Raw genomic sequence first — 16116 nt, 5'->3', positions numbered from 1 at the left:
CGAAGACGCCCGTCAGCTGGTACCACGTGCCGAGCTCGGGAACGATCGGAGTGAGCGCTCGCGAATCGACCGTGCTGAACGCGAAGCCGCCGCCGCCGTACTGCAAGAAGAACGAGCTGCGCCCGGCAGCACCCTCCTGCGCGACTGCGGATGCCCACGCCGCGGGGATCTTGTCGAGCTTCACGGTCGCGGAGACCGTGTAGTCCTTCGACGTGTCCACGACGATGCCGCCGGTCGTGGCGTACTGGCCCGTGCCATTCAGCTGCAGGGCCGAGGTCGACGTGCCCTCGGTCCACGTTGCGCCGCCGTTGAGGCTGAGGTCGTGGCCGTGACCCGAGACATCAGCCGAGGTCGTGCCCGTTCCCTCGTCGAACGGATAGCTCGCGTCGCCGACGATTCCCGCGGAGGGAGGCGTCGAGCCGGCCAGCCTGCCCGCGTCGACGACCTTCTTGTTCACGGCGGCCACCTGCGCGAAGTCCATCTTCTCAATGCGCCTGTCGTAGGTGTAGAAGCCGTTCACCTCGCCCTCGACGTCGCTGATCTGGGTATATACCGCTCCAGACATGAATGTGCGCGCCGGCTCGATCATCTTCGCCGTGTTGGCCACGTAGGCAGCAGTGAGCGCCTCCGACGTCTCGAATCCGCCGTACGGGCTGAATGCGCCCTTCCAGGTGTGTCCGGGAATCACCAACGACAGGCCGCCGTGCTCTCCGTCGACGGCGGCACGCGTCGCATCCGGGGCTGGGAAGCCCGGGCCCTGGTACACGTGCCAGTCGATCACGTCACCTCGGCCCGAGTCTCCGGGGAGATCGCAACAGTTGAGACCGCTTCGGGCATTCACCAGTCGGCTCGGGTCCTGCGCCTTGATCGAGTCTGTGATCTGGCCGGTGACGGTGGTGTTCCATTCGCTCCAGCCCTCATTGAAGACCGTCCAGCCGATGATCGAGGTCCACCCCTTGAGGGAGTCGACCATGTCGTGCATCGACTGCACGAACGCGTCCTCAGCCGCCGGCGTCGTCATCTTTCCGTCGCCGGGGATGGTGTCCTGCCAGACCATCAGGCCGAGGGTGTCTGCGTAGTAGTAGAACCGCGCCGACTCGACCTTGATGTGCTTGCGGATGGTGTTGAACTCGAGATCCTTCGTCTTCTGGATGTCGAACTTCAGCGCCGCGTCGGTGGGCTGGGTGTACTGGCTTTCGGGCCAGTAACCCTGGTCGAGCGTGGCAAGAAGAAACTCCGGCTTGCCGTTCAGTGTGATCTTCTGCACGCCTCCGACCTCGGAGATCTCGATCGAGCGCATTCCGAAGTAGCTCTTCGCGGTGTCGCCACCGGTGATCGCGACATCGAGGTCGTAGAGGTAGGGGTCGTCCGGGCTCCACAGGTGCGCGTTCGGAACGGCGACGGGGATGCTCACGCCGGCCGTGCCGGTGCCGGTGCCGATGACGGCGCCGCCGTTCTTCTCGCGAACCGTCAGGGTCACCTGGTCAGAGTCGGATGCGGCGGCCGCATCGACGGTGACGCTCACGGCACCGGCCGCCAGATCGGGGATGGCCACCACGGCGTCGATGGCGACGACGGGAACCGGCTCCATCCAGACCGTCTGCCAGATGCCGGAGGACGGCGTGTAGAAGATGCCGCCCGGGTTGGCGCGCTGCTTGCCGACGGGCTGGTTCTTGCCGGTCGTGTCGGTGACCGCCACGATGAGTTCCTGCGCGGATCCTGCCACGAGCGCGTCGGTCAGGTCGACTGAGAACGGCAGGTAGCCGCCGGTGTTCTGGCCGACCTCGGTGCCATTGAGGTAGATGGTCGACTCGTAGTCGACGGCACCGAAGTTGAGGCGCAGGCGGTTACTGGAACCGACGCTCCAGTCTGCCGGAACCTCGATGGTGCGCTTGTAGAACATGTGGTCTTCATGGCGCTCGATGCCCGAGAGCACGGACTCGATGGGGTACGGCACGGTGATCGTCTCGGGCAGGGTCTGCCCGGTCGGCACGGCGGCGTCGGCCGCGGCTCCCGCGAACTCCCACTGGCCGTTGAGGTTCTTCCACTTGTCGCGCACGAGTTGCGGGCGCGGGTATTCGGGAAGCGGGTTGTTCGGGTCGACCTGTTCTGACCACTCGGTCGACATCGTGTAGGTCGACAGGTTGAGGATCGGCAGGTCGAACTTCGCGATCGGCTGGCCGCCGAAGGTCGCCGATGCCAGGCCGTCGTAGACGAGCCGCGCTGTGCCGTCACGGCTGACCGCGGGGCCGACGTCGATCGTGAAGGTGCGCGCATCCACCGCCGTGAGGCTGTCGAGCGGATAGGCCTGCTTATCGACCTGCACCTGGAGGTGCGCGAGGAACGCGTCGTCGATGCCGGCGAGGTCTTGGTCGCTCGTCACGGTCACCGTCTGGCCGTCGGTCGAGAGTTCGGAGTTCAGGACGAACTCGGGAAATCCTGCCGGCGCGTAATATGCCGACGCAGGAATGATGGACTTGGCCACGCTGGGGCTCGACCAGCGCAGGTACATGTTCGACCCGCCCGCCTCTTGGAACTGCTCGACCTTGATGTCGTAGCGCTGTCCCCCGGTCAGGGCCACCGCAGCGCTCGTCTGCTCGACGTCCCAATCCTTGGCCCAGTGGTCGATCACGAGGGCGCCGTCGATCCAGACGCGGAAGCCATTGTCGCCTATGGCAGAGAACGTGTAGTTTTCAGAGAACTCGGGCTGCAGCTGGCCCGTCCACCGCGCTGCCGTGTCGGTGTTTCGACCGGTCAGGGCGAGATAGGTGGGATTCAGGTCGGCGAAGTTCACCGCCGAGTCGAGCTGGGTCGCCTTGAGGGTGGCGAGGTCGTCGGCACCGGGGCCCGACGACAGAAAGTACTCGCCTTTCAGCCCGTGCGTTGTGGAGGGGGCGGGTTCGGCAGTGGCGGCAGAGGAGCCGAAAGCGAGAACGCCTCCAACGGCCAGTGCGGCGCAAAGGAGTCCGGAGATCACGGCCTTGGCTCGTGGTCTGCGTCCGGGAGGGTGCGACATGGTTGGTGCCTTTCATCATTGAACAGCAGGAGAGGCCCCGGCAGAACGATGCTGGCAGTGCCCTGAGAGATTGTCTCTAAAACCTGTCCAAAAGTCCACCGCCTCCGCGTGGCGGGTTTAGGCCCAGTGATACGCTTCCCCCTATTCGACAGCCTGTCGAAGCACGGAACGCGAGGTCGTGGGCTGAGGTGAACGCGGTATGACAGACATCGGGTACGTCTGGGTCGGGCCGCTCGAACACAGCTCGGAGTACCAGCGCGACCTGCTGCGCCAACACGGAGTCACCCGCGTCTACGAAGACATCAGCGGCAATTCGACCACGGCCATCCGGGCCCAACTCACCATCGCCCTCGACCAGATCCGGCCGCAGGATACGCTCGTGATCTGGCGCCTCGACCGGCTCGCGAGCACCCTGCCGAACGTTCTCTCACTGCTTGAGCTGCTCGGCAATCGCGGCGTCGGGGTGCGCTCGCTGGCCGAGAGCCTCGACACGAGCGGGCCGGATGGCGCGGCGCTGCTCACCGTGGTGCACGCGTTCACCGAACTCGAGCGCACCCTCACCCGGGAGCGCACGATGGTGGGCGTCTACGCAGCTCGCGCCCGCGGACGCGTCGGCGGGCGGCCGCGTGCCCTGTCGGGTACGAACATCGAGCGGGTGGCGATGCTGCGCGACCAAGGGGCCTCGGTGCGAGAGATCGCCCAGCAACTCGGAACCTCGCGGGCGACGGTCTATCGCGCGCTCGAGCAGCAGAACGGGGACCCCGAGGAAGCGGAGCCCGATGGGGCGTCGACGCACGACATCACGATCCGCTTTCCCACTCCCCCGCTGACCGAGTGATTCCCCCGTTCGTCGAGCCTGTCAAGACGCACCGTCGTCCGGTTCAGCGAGCGTAACTGCTCAGCTGACGCCGAGGTCCTGCCAGATAATCGGGTTGGTGTACTCGTCGACGTGGGTGATCTTCCCGTCGTCGACAGTGATGCGGAACACGTAGACGTTCGTGTACGGCTTGCCGTCGCGGGTGGTCATGTCGCCACGAGCATGCAGATGAACTGTTCGGTCGTCGTCGGACACGAACCACTGCTCGTCGTCAAACGTGATGCTGGTGAAGATGCTCATCGCGAATTGCAGGTAGCCGACAGCGCTCTCAACCCCGTTGAAGACGAAGGCGGGTTCTGGGCTGCTGCCTCCGGAGTTGGGAAGGACGATGGAGACGTCATCCGCGAGCAGAGCGCGAGCGCCCTCGAAGTCGCTGTTGCTCCACATCGCGAAATAGCTCTTTGCAAGAGCGAGAATGGAGTCGTGTTGATCTGTCATGAGAGGTTCCCTTCGTGTGGTCTGGGCCCGCTGACTGCGGACCTTGACCAGACTCCGGCACGTGTCACGCATTCCCCATGCCCGGGTGTTCGTGGCACTGACAGGGCTAGCTAGCGTTCTCGTGTCTGAGCTATCGTGTGCTCATGCAGGACGCCCCCATCGAGACCTTCGGTACCCGGCTCCGAGAGTTGCGCGAACGCACACAGCCCGAAGAGGTCGGGCTTCGCGGTGGTGGCAGACGCCGGGTTCCCGGTCTACGACGAGAAGAACTCGCCGCGTTCGCGAACCTGTCGGCAGATTACGTGACGCGCCTCGAGCAGGGCAGCTCGATGAATCCTTCTCCTGACGTTGTCGCCGCGATCGGCAGAGCCCTGCACCTGACCCGTCTCGAAATGAACCTCCTCCACCATCTCGCCGGCCATGCTGAGCCGACCGATCTCGAAGTCCCGCAGTTTCTCTCTCCGGGCGTGCACAGGCTCATCGACCGACTCCACGGCACGCCGGTCGCTGCCTACGACGCGACCTGGACCCTCATCGCAGCAAACGACATGTGGAGGAAGCTCCGCGGCTCGGCCGAATCGCAGCCGGGCTACAACCTCGTCCGGGCCGTGTTTCTCGGCGGTTCCGATGGCGACTTCAACACCTCGGAGTACCGGGAGCGGCTGCAGCGCTCCGTCGTGGCGGATCTGAGAATCGCCGCGGCACGCTACCCGACCGACTCGCGGATGCAAGTTCTGCTCCGCGAGATGATTTCGTCGAACGCCGCGTTCGCCGCCATCTGGGCACAGGGGCAGGCGCGTCCCTTCAACGCAGAGGCAAAGCAACTCGACCATCCTGAACTTGGCGAGATATGGCTTGACTGCGACGTGCTGACGGCGGCTGAGGGCGACACCCGACTCGTCATCTACACGGCAGCCCCCGGCTCACCCGGTGACGCCGCGCTGCACACGCTGGCCCTCACCGTGCAGGCCCGCGCCGACGAGCCCGCTCTTTAGATCCGCAACAATTGTCATCCATAACTAATCGCTCTAGGAGGCACAACATGATCACGCTCGATCCGACCGCCGGCTACCTCACGCTCATCAATACTTTCACCGTCGAACCAGACGACGCCGAAAGACTGCTCGATGAACTCACCCGTGCCACACGCGATCAGTTTCAGAATCAGCCGGGATTCATCTCGGCGAACCTGCATCTCGACGTAGACCGCACCCACGTCACCAACTACGCACAGTGGCGCAGTCGAGCTGACTACGACGCAGCAACGCAGAACGACGACGTCAAGCAGCACATGGCCCGCGCCGCTCGCCTTGCGACGTCGTTCGATCCGATCTTCTACGAACTTCGGGAGTCGATCGGCGCCAGCTGACGCCGCCGTGGTCGGGATGGCACTGGGGGATGAGGTGCGGCGTATGCCGATGAGTCGGTCGGTGGACGCGTAGGGTACGAATTTCGGCAAAAATCGAGGCATGAGCTACAACAACATCACCTCCACTGACAGTTCGGCTCCGATTGACCCCGTGACGTCGCGCCGTCGCATTGTCGAACTCGACGTGCTGAGAGGTTTTGCGCTGTGCGGAATCATCTTGGTGAATATGGCACCGGTCACGCACTTCGGGTGGGAGGTGGGCCTCGGGCCTGCCCAGCTGTCGAATGCGAGCGGTTGGCTGCAGCTCTTGGTGCAGCAGCGCTTTTTTCCTATCTTCTCCCTGCTTTTCGGAATCAGCTTCGCCCTGCTGCTTCGCTCGTCAACCGGGCAGGTCGCCCACCCATCTGTCTTGCTGCTGCGCCGCGTGTTGTTTCTGGGAGTGCTCGGCGCGCTTCACCAATTCGCGCAGCCGGGCGAGGCACTGCTCCCGTATGCGATTGTCGCCCTCGTCGTGCTGCTTCCGGCCTCGTGGTTGCCGCGGTGGGTGACCGCCGTCGGGGCGGTGGTGCTGATCCTTGCCTCCCTAATTGCTGCCGGTGGCGGCATCACCCTCATCCCAGGAATGTTCCTTGTCGGCTCCGCGCTGGTGAGGTACGGGGTCGTCGACAAGATTGGCAACTCGATGCGGACACCCATCGTGCTGTTGATTTTATTTGCGGCCGTTTCGATACCCACCCTGATCTGGCAGCTGCACGATCTCGAGAACTCTGGATTCAACATGTCGTCTGGTGTTGCCGGCCTCGCGATGGCCGGAATGTACGTCACAGGTATGCTCGTGCTGCTCGGCACCCCGCTGCGACACGTGCTGATCGGAGCATTCGCGAACCTCGGAAGGATGGCACTGACGAATTACGTCACGGCCACGCTTCTTCTCCTCGCCGTCGGCACGCTGCTCGACTTTCCCGCCAGCACGTCGTGGACGACGGCGCTCCTCTGCTGCTTCGCGATTCTTGTCGTGCAGTGGGCAGGATCGTGGGTCTGGCTTCGCTACTTCCGACAGGGCCCGCTCGAGTGGCTCTGGCGCATGGTGACGCGCTGGCGGGTGACTCCCTTGCGCCGGTAGCGCCGTTCAACTCACGCGATAGCGAAGAGACCGGCGACGCCGACGAGGTAGAAAACGAGAACGATGAGCGAGTCGATTCCCATTCCCAGTATGCGCTTGGCCGGTCTGAAGACCAGGCCGACGACGTAGACGAGCGTGAGAAGTGCGGCGATTGCGGTGAGGTAGATGTCGCTGGCGTTCGCTCGAGGAAGAATCGCCGTGCCGGAAATCACAGAGGCGACGAGAAACAGGACGGGCAGGAATGCGTTGCCGCCGAAGATGTCGCTCATCGCGAGATTCTCGTTTCGCTGCCGCATGGCTTGCAGACCTGTCGAGATCTCGGGCAGCGATGTCGCCAGGGCAAGCACCGTCGCGCCGAACAGAACGCCGGAGAGGCCTATCTGAGAGGCGGCAGCGTCGCCGATGCGTTCGAGCATCACGCCCGCGCCCAGCGTCGCGATCGCCGAGATGGCGAACACGAGCCCCGCTCGACCGGCGCTCATCGCCTTGCCAGTCTGAGCTCGTGTGGACGATGCCGGTTCGGTATCGGGAGCGCTGCCGCTTTCGTGCCACGGAAGACTCTTCGACGCGCGTCGCACGAGCAGCAGACCGACGATCCACAGCACGGCGATCAGAAGTCCGCCGGGAGCGATGCCGAACAGGATGAGGTCGGACGGCAACTGGGTGCCCGCGACGACCACCACGAGCACGGCGACGACGACCACAGCCTCGAGAACGAGCACGAGCGAAGCCGCGCGATAGGTGAGGGGTCTTGCGCCTTTGTCTCGTTTGCCGATCGCGTCGAGCACGACGAGCACGACGGTTTGCAAGGCGATTCCACCGAGGATGTTTCCGACTGCGACATCCAGGTTGCCGTTGAGAGCAGCGCTGACCGTGATGGCGATCTCTGGCAGGTTGGTCGCGATGGCGAGCACGATCAACCCGCCCAGTGCACTGCCGAGGTGGAAACGGGAGTCCAGCACGGGGGTTGTCTTCGAAAGCTGGATGCCGGCAACCCAGACCACCGCCGCGGCGCCGGCGAATCCCAGAGCGAGAAGCCACAACGGCCACGACTCCATCTGAGACTCCCCGGTGATCGCGACTTGAGTGAATACTACAGGTCGGGATAACCGCTTGTGGGGTGGTGGTCAACGCGGCAATTTCGATCAGAAGTGCTCACAAAGCCAACTTCGTCCGTAGTATGGCCGGGTGATTGCAGCGCAGCGACGCAACCTGATTCTCGACTCCGTTCGCCTCGAGGGCGCGGTGTCGATCAACGAGCTCGCTCGCCGTCTCAACACGTCGTCGGTCACCATCCGCCGCGATCTCGGCTTTCTGCACGCCGCCGGCCTGCTCACGCGAACTCACGGCGGCGCCGTCGCCGACCAGTCGACCCGAGAGCGCAGCTACGCCGAGAAGGTCGGTCAGGCCATGGCCGAGAAAGTGGCAATCGGGCGCTTCGCCGCGAGCCTGGTCGACGACGGAGATGTCGTGATTGTCGGACCCGGCACCACGACGGAGGCATTCGCCCGGGCGCTCCGCGAGCGCACCGGCCTGACCATCGTCACGAATTCACTGCCGGTGGCAGAGACATTCGTGTCGAGTCCCGAGAACCAGGTCATCATGACGGGCGGCACCCTTCGGGCATCCATTCGCGCGTTCGTGGGCGAAGCGACCAGTCGAACGCTGCGCGGAATCCACGCCGACAAGACGTTCCTCTCGGGAAACGGACTCGTTTCGGACTTCGGCCTCTCGACGCCGAGCATGATCGTGGCCGATTCGGATGCCGCCATGGCGGCCGCCGCGCGGGAGGTCGTGGTCTTGGCGGACTTCACTAAATTCGGTCTTCGATCAGCGATCCAAACGGTGGGGCTTTCCGCGATCGGACGCGTGGTGACAGACTCGTCGACGTCTGCTTCAGATCTCGAATCGTTTCGGACACTCGGTGTGCGCGTCGATGTCGCATAATCGGTTCTGGACTTTTGAACAGGTTTTAGCAACAATGCTCACAGAGCGCTTTCGGTTCTGTTCCGAAATGCTCCGTTTTGAGCATTCCCTGCCGTCAAAACATCTTGCACCCACATCAACAAGGAAGTTGTCCATCATGAGTACACCTAGAAAGTCGCGGCTGCTGCTCAGCACCGCCGCCGCGGTCGCCGCCCTCACTCTCGGACTGAGCGGCTGCACCAATACAGGCACCTCGTCGGAGTCGTCCGCCCCCGCTGCCGACACGCAGCAGACGGCCAAGGCCTCCGACGGTCCCACCTGCTCGCTCGCCGACTACAAGGGCGAGGCCATCGAACTGAAAGACGCCACCGTCGGCTTCTCGCAGTCCGAGAAGGAGGACAACCCCTTCCGCATCGCCGAGACCCAGTCCATCAAAGACGAGGCCGCGAAGATCGGAGTGAAGAAGCTCATCACGACGAACGCCCAGTCGACGTTGTCGAAGCAGATCTCCGACATCCAGGACTTGATCTCGCAGGGGGCCGACATTCTGATCGTCGCCCCGCTCAACTCCGACGGCCTCGAGCCGGCCCTCAAGGCCGCTCGTGACAAGAACATCCCGGTCATCACCGTCGACCGCAAGCTCAGCTCCGGCGCCTGCGAAGACTACGTCTCGTTCCTCGGCTCCAACTTCGTCGAGCAGGGCAAGCGCGCCGCCGACCAGCTCATCGAAGGCACCGGCGGCACCGCCAAGGTGGCCATCCTCCTCGGCGCCTCGGGCAACGGTGTTACTACCGACCGCACCAAGGGCTTCGTCGACCAGATCGAGGCCAAGGCTCCCGACATCGAGATCGTCGCCCAGCAGACGGGTGAGTTCGCTCGCGACAAGGGCCAGGCCGTAACCGAGCAGCTCCTCCAGTCCAACCCCGAGATCACGGCCATCTACGCCGAGAACGACGAGATGGGCCTCGGCGCGCAGGCGGCGATCATCGCGGCCGGCAAGGTTCCGGGCAAGGACATCCAGATCTACTCGATCGACGGAACCAAGAACGCCGTCGAGCAGCTCGCCGCGGGCTCCTACAACGGAGTCATCGAGTCGAACCCCCGCTTCGGCCCCCTCGCGTTCAAGACCATCGAGTCATTCCTCGGCGGAGAACCCGTCGGCCAGGACATCGTGATCGAAGACGGCGAGTACGACCCCGACAACGCGGCCGACAAGGTGAACTCGGCCTACTAGGCAGCACCCACCACCCCAGATGTGCCGGCGGAGGCCTGAGACCCTCCGCCGGCACATCGGCGCTCACACCAGCGAACTCACTGCAGAGAAGAGAAACCATCGTGACGACGGAGTCCACCGCCTCCCCCAGCGTGCCCGTGCTCGAAGCACGGTCCGTGACGAAACGGTTCGCGGGCGTCACCGCGCTCGATTCGATCGACTTCCAGATCCGGGCCGGCGAGAGCATCGCACTGATGGGCGAGAACGGCGCCGGCAAGTCGACACTGATCAAAGTTCTGACCGGCGTGTACCAGCCCGACGAGGGCGAGCTTCTGCAGGGCGGCGAGCAGACCGCCTTCGCCCGGCCCCTCGACGCGCAGAAGTCCGGCGTCTCGACGATCTACCAAGAGGTCAACCTGGTGCCGCTCATGAGCGTGGCCCAGAACATCTACCTCGGCCGAGAGCCGCGAACGCGCCTCGGCCTCATCGATTTTCGGCGAATGTACGCCGACGCCCGCGGCCTGCTCGACGAGTACGGCATCCAGGTCGACGTACGCCGCCCGCTGCGCAGCCTCGCGCTCGGCGTGCAGCAGATGGTCGCACTCGCCCGCGCGGTGAGCATCCACGCCAGCGTCGTCATCATGGACGAGCCGACCTCGTCGCTCGAGGCGCGCGAAGTCGAGACGCTGTTCCGCGTCATCGGTCTGCTGCGCGAGCGCGGAATCGCCATCATCTACGTGTCGCACCGAATGGATGAGATCTATCGCGTCTGCGACAGGGTCACGGTTCTTCGAGACGGCCGGGTCGTGCACGTGGGCGGGCTGCACGACCTGCCGCGTGTCGAACTCATTTCGTTGATGCTCGGACGCTCCGTCGAGAAGGTGGAGCGCGGCGGCCTCACGGCGTTCCGCGCGGCCAACGAAAGCGTCGCGCCTCCCGTACTGCAGGCATCCGACCTCAGCCGCAAGCACCAGATCGACGGAATCACGCTGTCGATCCGGCCGGGCGAGGTCGTGGGCCTCGGCGGGCTTCTCGGATCGGGTCGATCGGAGACCCTCAAGGGACTGTCCGGTGTGATGCAGCTCGACCGCGGCTCCGTGACGATAGACGGCAAGACCGTTCGAAGCGGCTCCGTTCCGGCTGCCATCCGGGCGGGCATCGTGATGCTTCCCGAAGACCGCAAGAGCGAGGGCATCGTGCCCAACCTCTCGGTGCGTGACAACATCGTGCTCGCCGCGCTGCCGAAGCTCTCGAGAGCCGGGTTCACGTCGAAGCGCAAGCAAGACGCGGTGGTCGACGTGTTCATCAAGCGCCTGCATATCAAGGTATCGAGCCCCGATCAGATCGTCTCTGAACTGTCGGGCGGAAACCAGCAGAAGGTCATGATCGCGCGCTGGCTCGCCATGACTCCCAAGGTGCTGCTGCTCGACGAGCCCACCCGCGGAATCGATGTGGGGGCGAAAGCCGAAGTGCAGTCGCTCATCGATGAACTCGCCCACGAAGGCCTTGCAATCGTGCTCGTCTCGAGCGAGGTCGAAGAGGTCGTCGAGGGATCAGGGCGAGTGATCGTGCTGCGCGACGGCTCGATCGAGACGGAACTCACCGGCGAGCACGTCGATGAGCGCTCCTTGCTCGCCGCACTGGCGGGCGACTCGGCCGACGACGCCGCCGACGAATCTGCCGCGGCCGCATCCGGCACCCCCCTGACTACGAAGGACAACGCATGACGCAAGCATCCGTGACCGTCTCCATGCCCAGTCGGGGCGTGGTGCTCGGCATTCTGCAGAAGTACGGCGTCTATATCGCCATCGTTCTGCTGCTTCTCTACAACCTCTTCTTCACACCGAACTTCTTTGCGATCGACAACTTTCGCACGCAGTTCGTGCAGGTCGTGCCGGTGCTCATCGTGGCACTGGGCATGGCGCTCGTCATCGGCACGGAGGGCATCGATCTGTCGGTCGGTGCCGTCATGGCGCTGGCGGCGGCGATGATTCCCCTCTATATCGGCTACGGCCTCGTGCCCGCCGTGCTCATCGCGGTGCTCGCGGGCTGCGTGATCGGAGTCGCGAACGGAGCGATGGTCGCCCTGATCGGAGTGCAACCCATCGTGGCGACGCTGTCGCTGATGGTCGCGGGCCGGGGAATCGCGTTGCTCATCGCGAATGAACAACTCAAGAGTGTGACCGATCCGGGCGTGCTCGCCCTCGGTCGCGACTCCTTGGCCGGCGTTCCCTACAGCGTGATCGTGGCGATCATCGCCGTCGCCGCCGTCGCTCTGCTCGTCAACAAGACCACGTTCGGAAAGCAGCTCATCGCGATTGGAGGCAGCCGCAGGGCAGCCGAGCTCGCCGGACTGCCGGTCAAGCGCATCCTGCTGCTCGCGTACGTACTCGCCGCGGGGCTCGCCGCCGTCGCCGGCGTGATCGGAACCGCCCGTCTCGGCGCATCCGTGCCCTCGACCCTCGGAAACCTGATCGAGCTGTCGGCGATCACCGCGGTCGTCGTCGGCGGAACGCCGCTCAGCGGCGGCCAGGTCAAAGTGATCGGCACCGTGGCCGGCGCGCTGCTGCTGCAGTTCATCAGCGCCACCCTCATCAAACACAACGTTCCGGATGCCTATTCGCAGGTCGCGCAGGCCGTCATCATCCTGGTCGCCGTCTACATCCAGCGCGGAAAGGTCTTCACGAAATGACCACCACACTCGAACCCGCAGCCGGTCCTACGACCGACAGCCAGGCATCCCGCGAGCGCCTCGCCGGGCTGCTTCAGAGCTACGGCGCGGCCGTGGTGCTCGTGATCCTGCTCATCGTCGGCAGCATCGCGTTCCCGACGTTCCCCACGGGCGGCAACTTCGCGAACATCCTCACCCAGTCGTCGTTCCTGTTGATCGTGGCGTCGGGAATGACGTTCGTCATCCTCACCGGCGGCATCGACCTCTCGGTCGGCTCGGTCTTCGCGCTGGGAGGGGTGCTCGCCGCCTACGGATCGACGTTCGGGCTCGCGGGTGCGATTCTGCTTCCCCTCGTCGTCTGCGGCGCCATCGGAGCGCTGCAGGGAGCGCTGATCGCCTACGGCAAAATGGCACCGTTCATCGTGACGCTGGCCGGGCTGCTCGGTGTTCGCGGACTGGTGCTCGCGTCGACGAGCGGCGGTTCGACCACCCCGCTGATCACCGACGAGGGCGTCATCTCGCTCGGCCAGGACTCGGTCGCCGGCATCCACTGGCCCGTGGTCATCGCCCTCGTCGTGGTCGTCATCGGCACGGTGCTGCTCGCCCGTTCACGCGGTGGCCAGTCGGTGCTCGCAGTGGGCGGCTCCGAAAGCGCTGCGACCCTCATGGGTCTGCCTGTCGCCCGGGTGAAGTTCGGCGTCTACGTGATCAGCGGTCTCTGCGCCGGGCTCGCCGGAGCGCTCAACGCGGCGTACTCGTCGTCGGGTGTTCCCACGGTGGGCGTCGGCCTCGAGCTGAACGCGATCTCGGCGGTCGTCATCGGCGGAACGCTTCTCGTCGGCGGACGCGGGAACCTCATCGGAACGGTCGCCGGCGTATTGCTGCTCAGCGTCATCCAGAACCTCATCAACCAGGTGGGTTCGCTCTCGTCGTCAGTGCAGTCGGTGGTGTCGGGCGGCTTCCTCGCGGCGGTCGTCATCATTCAGACCGTGCTCTCGCGAACGCAGCGCCTGTAGACGCTCATTCATCACGAAGCCGAGCGCACGGGCCGCGGAATGAGGATCTCGCCCGGATGCCTGCGGGACTCCGCCTCGTCGAGCATGAGCTGAGCGACGCCAGCACGCGACACGAAGTGGGGAAAGAAGCGCCGACGCGTGGCAGCGAGCGGTACGGCCTCGAACGCCGTGCCCTCCTTGTCGTTCAGCGGGCCGGAGTGGATCACCGTGAAGTTCGCGTCGAGGATCAGTCCGTCGGCCGTGGTCTTGTCGTCGTACTCCGCCCCGAATCCTGCCCTGAGCATCCGGTGCGTGAGACGCCCGACCGCTGCGGCCGAGCGACCCGTGCCGACTGCCCCCAGCCAGATGACAGCCGCGGGCCGGGCGTGCAGCACTGCGAGGGCACCGGCAGTGAGAACCCCGGCCTCGCGCTTCGACCGAACGCCGAGGCCCGACACGACGACGCTCTCGCGCGTGATAGCCGCGGCAATCGTGTCGGCATCGGTGACATCCCCGCGATGCACCGTGAGGAGCGGGTCGGGGTCGTGCGCGAATCCCGCCGGATCCCGCGCGATCGCGTGCACGTCAAAGCCACGAGCCAGCGCGCCATCGACCAGCCGGCTGCCCGTCGCACCGCTCGCACCGAGCACGACGATTCGCAGCGATTCGTTCACGCCGCTCATGCGACTCTCGCAAGCGCATCGCGGGCGGCGGCGTGCACACCGGGCGCGGCGAACAGGATGCTGTCGGCCCCGGGGGCCCACGGATCGCCGGCTATCGTCGTGACCACGCCGCCTGCTTCCGAGACGAAGAGCGCACCGGCTGCCACTCCGGGCAACGTCGGCTCGTACTGCCAGAACGCGTCGATGTGGCCGGCCGCAACCAGCAGAATCGGAAATGTCGACGGCACCTGGGTCCGAACCAGCAGCGCCTCCCCCAGCATCGCCGTTATCGACTCGCCGATGCGTCGGTATGTGCCGTCTTGGCCGGCCTCGGCCTGGCCGGTAGCGACGACCGCGACCTCGAGATGCCGCTTCTCCGACACTCGAAGCGGCGTCTCGTTCACGAACGCCCCGCCTCCTGCGATGGCCGAGTAGGTGAGGTCGGGCACCGGATGCCGCACTACCGCGAGCACGGGCTCGCCGTCGCGGACCAACGCGATCGACACGCACCATTCGGGCAGGCCGTGCACGTGGTTCACGTTTCCTTCGACCGTGTCGACCACCCACCATTCACCGGCGGGGAGCGCGGAGGTCTCGTACTGGTCGGGGGCCCAGCGAGCCTGCGGTCGAATGAGCTCGAGAGCGGCTCGGAGTTCTGCGGAGGACGCCGACTCGTTCGCGCGGGCGGCTGTGATCAGCTCGGCGCGATCGCGTGGCCTGGCGGCAGGCGAATACAGAGCGAGAAGCCGTTCGCCTGCCTCCCGGGCGACCTTCTGCACTTCGGTGATGAGCTCTGTCTCGATCGACGATGCGATGTTCGCGAAACTGCCAGACATGATTGCCCTCTTTCTGTGGGTGTGTTTCCACGGTAGGGCCGTCTGTTTCATGAATCCAGTTCAGCTTTTGCAGTTGACAAGTTAGTCTGCTGCAGGTGGATCTCAACCTGCTCACCGCCCTCGACGCGCTCATCGAACACGAGAGCGTGCAGGGTGCCGCCGCCGCACTCCATCTCACCCCGCCGGCCATGAGCCACACCCTGCGCCGTCTTCGAGAGGCCACGAAAGACGACATCCTGGTCAGGAACGGGCGGCACATGGTGCCGACGGCTCGCGCTCTCGCCCTGCGCGACGAGGTCCGCGATCTCGTGGCCCGAACGCGATCCGTGTTGGCTCCGCCGGGCCCGCTCGATCTGGCGTCGTTGACGCGATCGTTCACGATCAGGGGCAACGACGGACTGATCGCGGCGCTGGCACCGCCGCTTCTCGCCGAGATCTCGTCTACCGCCCCGCACGTCGTGGTCGTCTTCCTCGGCGAGCAGCCCGTCGACGGGCACGATCTCGCCCGCGGCACAGCCGACATCGAAGTCGGCGGCGAGCGGTCGGTGTCGGCATCCATTCGCTCGACGACCATCGGCCACGACGACCTCGCCGTCGTGATGCGCCCGGGGCATCCGTTGGCCGAGCACGGCTCGCTCAGCGTCGAGCAGTTCGCCGCGGCTGATCATGTCGTCGTTTCTCGACGCGGGCGCGTACACGGCGCAATCGATGAGGCGCTCGCCGGCTTCGATCTTCACCGCCGGGTCACTGCGAGTCTGCCGTCGGCCGCGATCGCCCTCGACGTCGTTCTGGCCGGAGACGCGATCACGGTGCTTGCCAGGCGACTCGTTGGCACCAGCAACCCGGTGATTCTTCGCGAGGTTCCCCTCGATCTCGAGCCGGTGACCGCCATCGCCAGCTGGCATCGACGACACGACAACGACCCCGCCCATCACTGGCTCCGGGGCCGGGTCAGCGCACACCTCGGCGACATGCTCGCGTGACCGCCGC

General features: G+C 65.2%; 15 protein-coding genes. 10 read left to right on the top strand and 5 right to left on the bottom strand.

The genetic code is table 11. From position 1 onward, the window contains the following. On the bottom strand, nucleotides 1-3016 hold a 3016-nt coding region (locus ACE5CZ_RS02900), incomplete at its 3' end, for a PA14 domain-containing protein (RefSeq protein WP_374945863.1). Between the two features lie 199 nt (nucleotides 3017-3215). On the opposite strand from ACE5CZ_RS02900, the gene ACE5CZ_RS02895 reads away from it, so the two are divergent. After that, nucleotides 3216-3854 carry a recombinase family protein gene (locus ACE5CZ_RS02895; protein WP_374945862.1) on the top strand — a complete coding sequence of 213 codons (639 nt, stop codon included), beginning with the start codon at nucleotides 3216-3218 and terminating at the stop codon, nucleotides 3852-3854. Between the two features lie 60 nt (nucleotides 3855-3914). Here the strand turns inward: ACE5CZ_RS02895 and ACE5CZ_RS02890 are convergent, their stop codons facing one another. Further along, entirely contained in the window at nucleotides 3915-4331 is a 417-nt protein-coding gene (locus ACE5CZ_RS02890) for a nuclear transport factor 2 family protein (RefSeq protein ID WP_374945861.1), read from the bottom strand. A 143-nt stretch (nucleotides 4332-4474) separates the two neighbouring features. Here ACE5CZ_RS02890 and ACE5CZ_RS02885 point away from each other — a divergent pair, with 143 nt between their 5' ends. From ACE5CZ_RS02885 to ACE5CZ_RS02875, 3 genes are all read left to right on the top strand, one after another. Next, entirely contained in the window at nucleotides 4475-5326 is an 852-nt protein-coding gene (locus ACE5CZ_RS02885) for a helix-turn-helix domain-containing protein (RefSeq protein WP_374945860.1), read from the top strand. Nucleotides 5327-5373: 47 nt separating this feature from the next. After that, nucleotides 5374-5700: an antibiotic biosynthesis monooxygenase family protein gene (locus ACE5CZ_RS02880; RefSeq protein ID WP_374945859.1), complete on the top strand. Its 327-nt coding sequence runs from the start codon at nucleotides 5374-5376 to the stop codon at nucleotides 5698-5700. A 100-nt stretch (nucleotides 5701-5800) separates the two neighbouring features. Then, entirely contained in the window at nucleotides 5801-6823 is a 1023-nt protein-coding gene (locus ACE5CZ_RS02875; protein WP_374945858.1) for a DUF418 domain-containing protein, read from the top strand. An 11-nt stretch (nucleotides 6824-6834) separates the two neighbouring features. Here the strand turns inward: ACE5CZ_RS02875 and ACE5CZ_RS02870 are convergent, their stop codons facing one another. Continuing rightward, on the bottom strand, nucleotides 6835-7881 hold the full coding sequence (locus ACE5CZ_RS02870; protein WP_374945857.1) for a sodium:calcium antiporter: 1047 nt from the start codon (nucleotides 7879-7881) through the stop codon (nucleotides 6835-6837). Between the two features lie 130 nt (nucleotides 7882-8011). Here ACE5CZ_RS02870 and ACE5CZ_RS02865 point away from each other — a divergent pair, with 130 nt between their 5' ends. The 5 genes from ACE5CZ_RS02865 to ACE5CZ_RS02845 all read left to right on the top strand — a co-directional run bounded on the left by ACE5CZ_RS02865 (nucleotide 8012) and on the right by ACE5CZ_RS02845 (nucleotide 13649). Next, nucleotides 8012-8770, top strand: coding sequence for a DeoR/GlpR family DNA-binding transcription regulator (locus ACE5CZ_RS02865; protein ID WP_374945856.1), 759 nt, complete (start codon nucleotides 8012-8014; stop codon nucleotides 8768-8770). A 136-nt stretch (nucleotides 8771-8906) separates the two neighbouring features. Further along, the gene (locus ACE5CZ_RS02860; RefSeq protein ID WP_374945855.1) at nucleotides 8907-9983 is read left to right on the top strand and encodes an ABC transporter substrate-binding protein; all 1077 of its coding nucleotides are present in this window, start codon (nucleotides 8907-8909) and stop codon (nucleotides 9981-9983) included. 101 nt (nucleotides 9984-10084) lie between these two features. Continuing rightward, nucleotides 10085-11689 (top strand): sugar ABC transporter ATP-binding protein, encoded by a 1605-nt coding sequence (locus tag ACE5CZ_RS02855; protein ID WP_374945854.1) that lies wholly within the window; start codon nucleotides 10085-10087, stop codon nucleotides 11687-11689. Continuing rightward, on the top strand, nucleotides 11686-12654 hold the full coding sequence (locus ACE5CZ_RS02850; protein ID WP_374945853.1) for an ABC transporter permease: 969 nt from the start codon (nucleotides 11686-11688) through the stop codon (nucleotides 12652-12654). Before ACE5CZ_RS02855 ends, ACE5CZ_RS02850 begins: the two co-directional genes overlap by 4 nt. Then, entirely contained in the window at nucleotides 12651-13649 is a 999-nt protein-coding gene (locus ACE5CZ_RS02845; protein WP_374945852.1) for an ABC transporter permease, read from the top strand. Before ACE5CZ_RS02850 ends, ACE5CZ_RS02845 begins: the two co-directional genes overlap by 4 nt. An 11-nt stretch (nucleotides 13650-13660) precedes the next feature. Here ACE5CZ_RS02845 and ACE5CZ_RS02840 read toward each other — a convergent pair whose 3' ends face one another. Together ACE5CZ_RS02840 and ACE5CZ_RS02835 are read right to left on the bottom strand one after the other, a co-directional pair. Further along, nucleotides 13661-14302, bottom strand: a complete 642-nt coding sequence (locus tag ACE5CZ_RS02840; RefSeq protein ID WP_374945851.1) for an NAD(P)-dependent oxidoreductase — start codon at nucleotides 14300-14302, stop codon at nucleotides 13661-13663. A gap of 5 nt (nucleotides 14303-14307) precedes the next feature. Next, nucleotides 14308-15126 (bottom strand): inositol monophosphatase family protein, encoded by an 819-nt coding sequence (locus ACE5CZ_RS02835; RefSeq protein ID WP_374945850.1) that lies wholly within the window; start codon nucleotides 15124-15126, stop codon nucleotides 14308-14310. A gap of 95 nt (nucleotides 15127-15221) precedes the next feature. Here ACE5CZ_RS02835 and ACE5CZ_RS02830 point away from each other — a divergent pair, with 95 nt between their 5' ends. Further along, on the top strand, nucleotides 15222-16109 hold the full coding sequence (locus ACE5CZ_RS02830) for a LysR family transcriptional regulator (RefSeq protein ID WP_374945849.1): 888 nt from the start codon (nucleotides 15222-15224) through the stop codon (nucleotides 16107-16109). The last annotated feature ends 7 nt before the right edge of the window (nucleotides 16110-16116 follow it).

Origin of the sequence: Agreia sp. (assembly GCF_964263775.1) — a bacterium.
Lineage (GTDB): Bacteria > Actinomycetota > Actinomycetes > Actinomycetales > Microbacteriaceae > Agreia.
The sequence above is the reverse complement of the archived record's forward strand: the minus strand, read 5'-3'. Positions and strand labels throughout refer to the sequence as shown.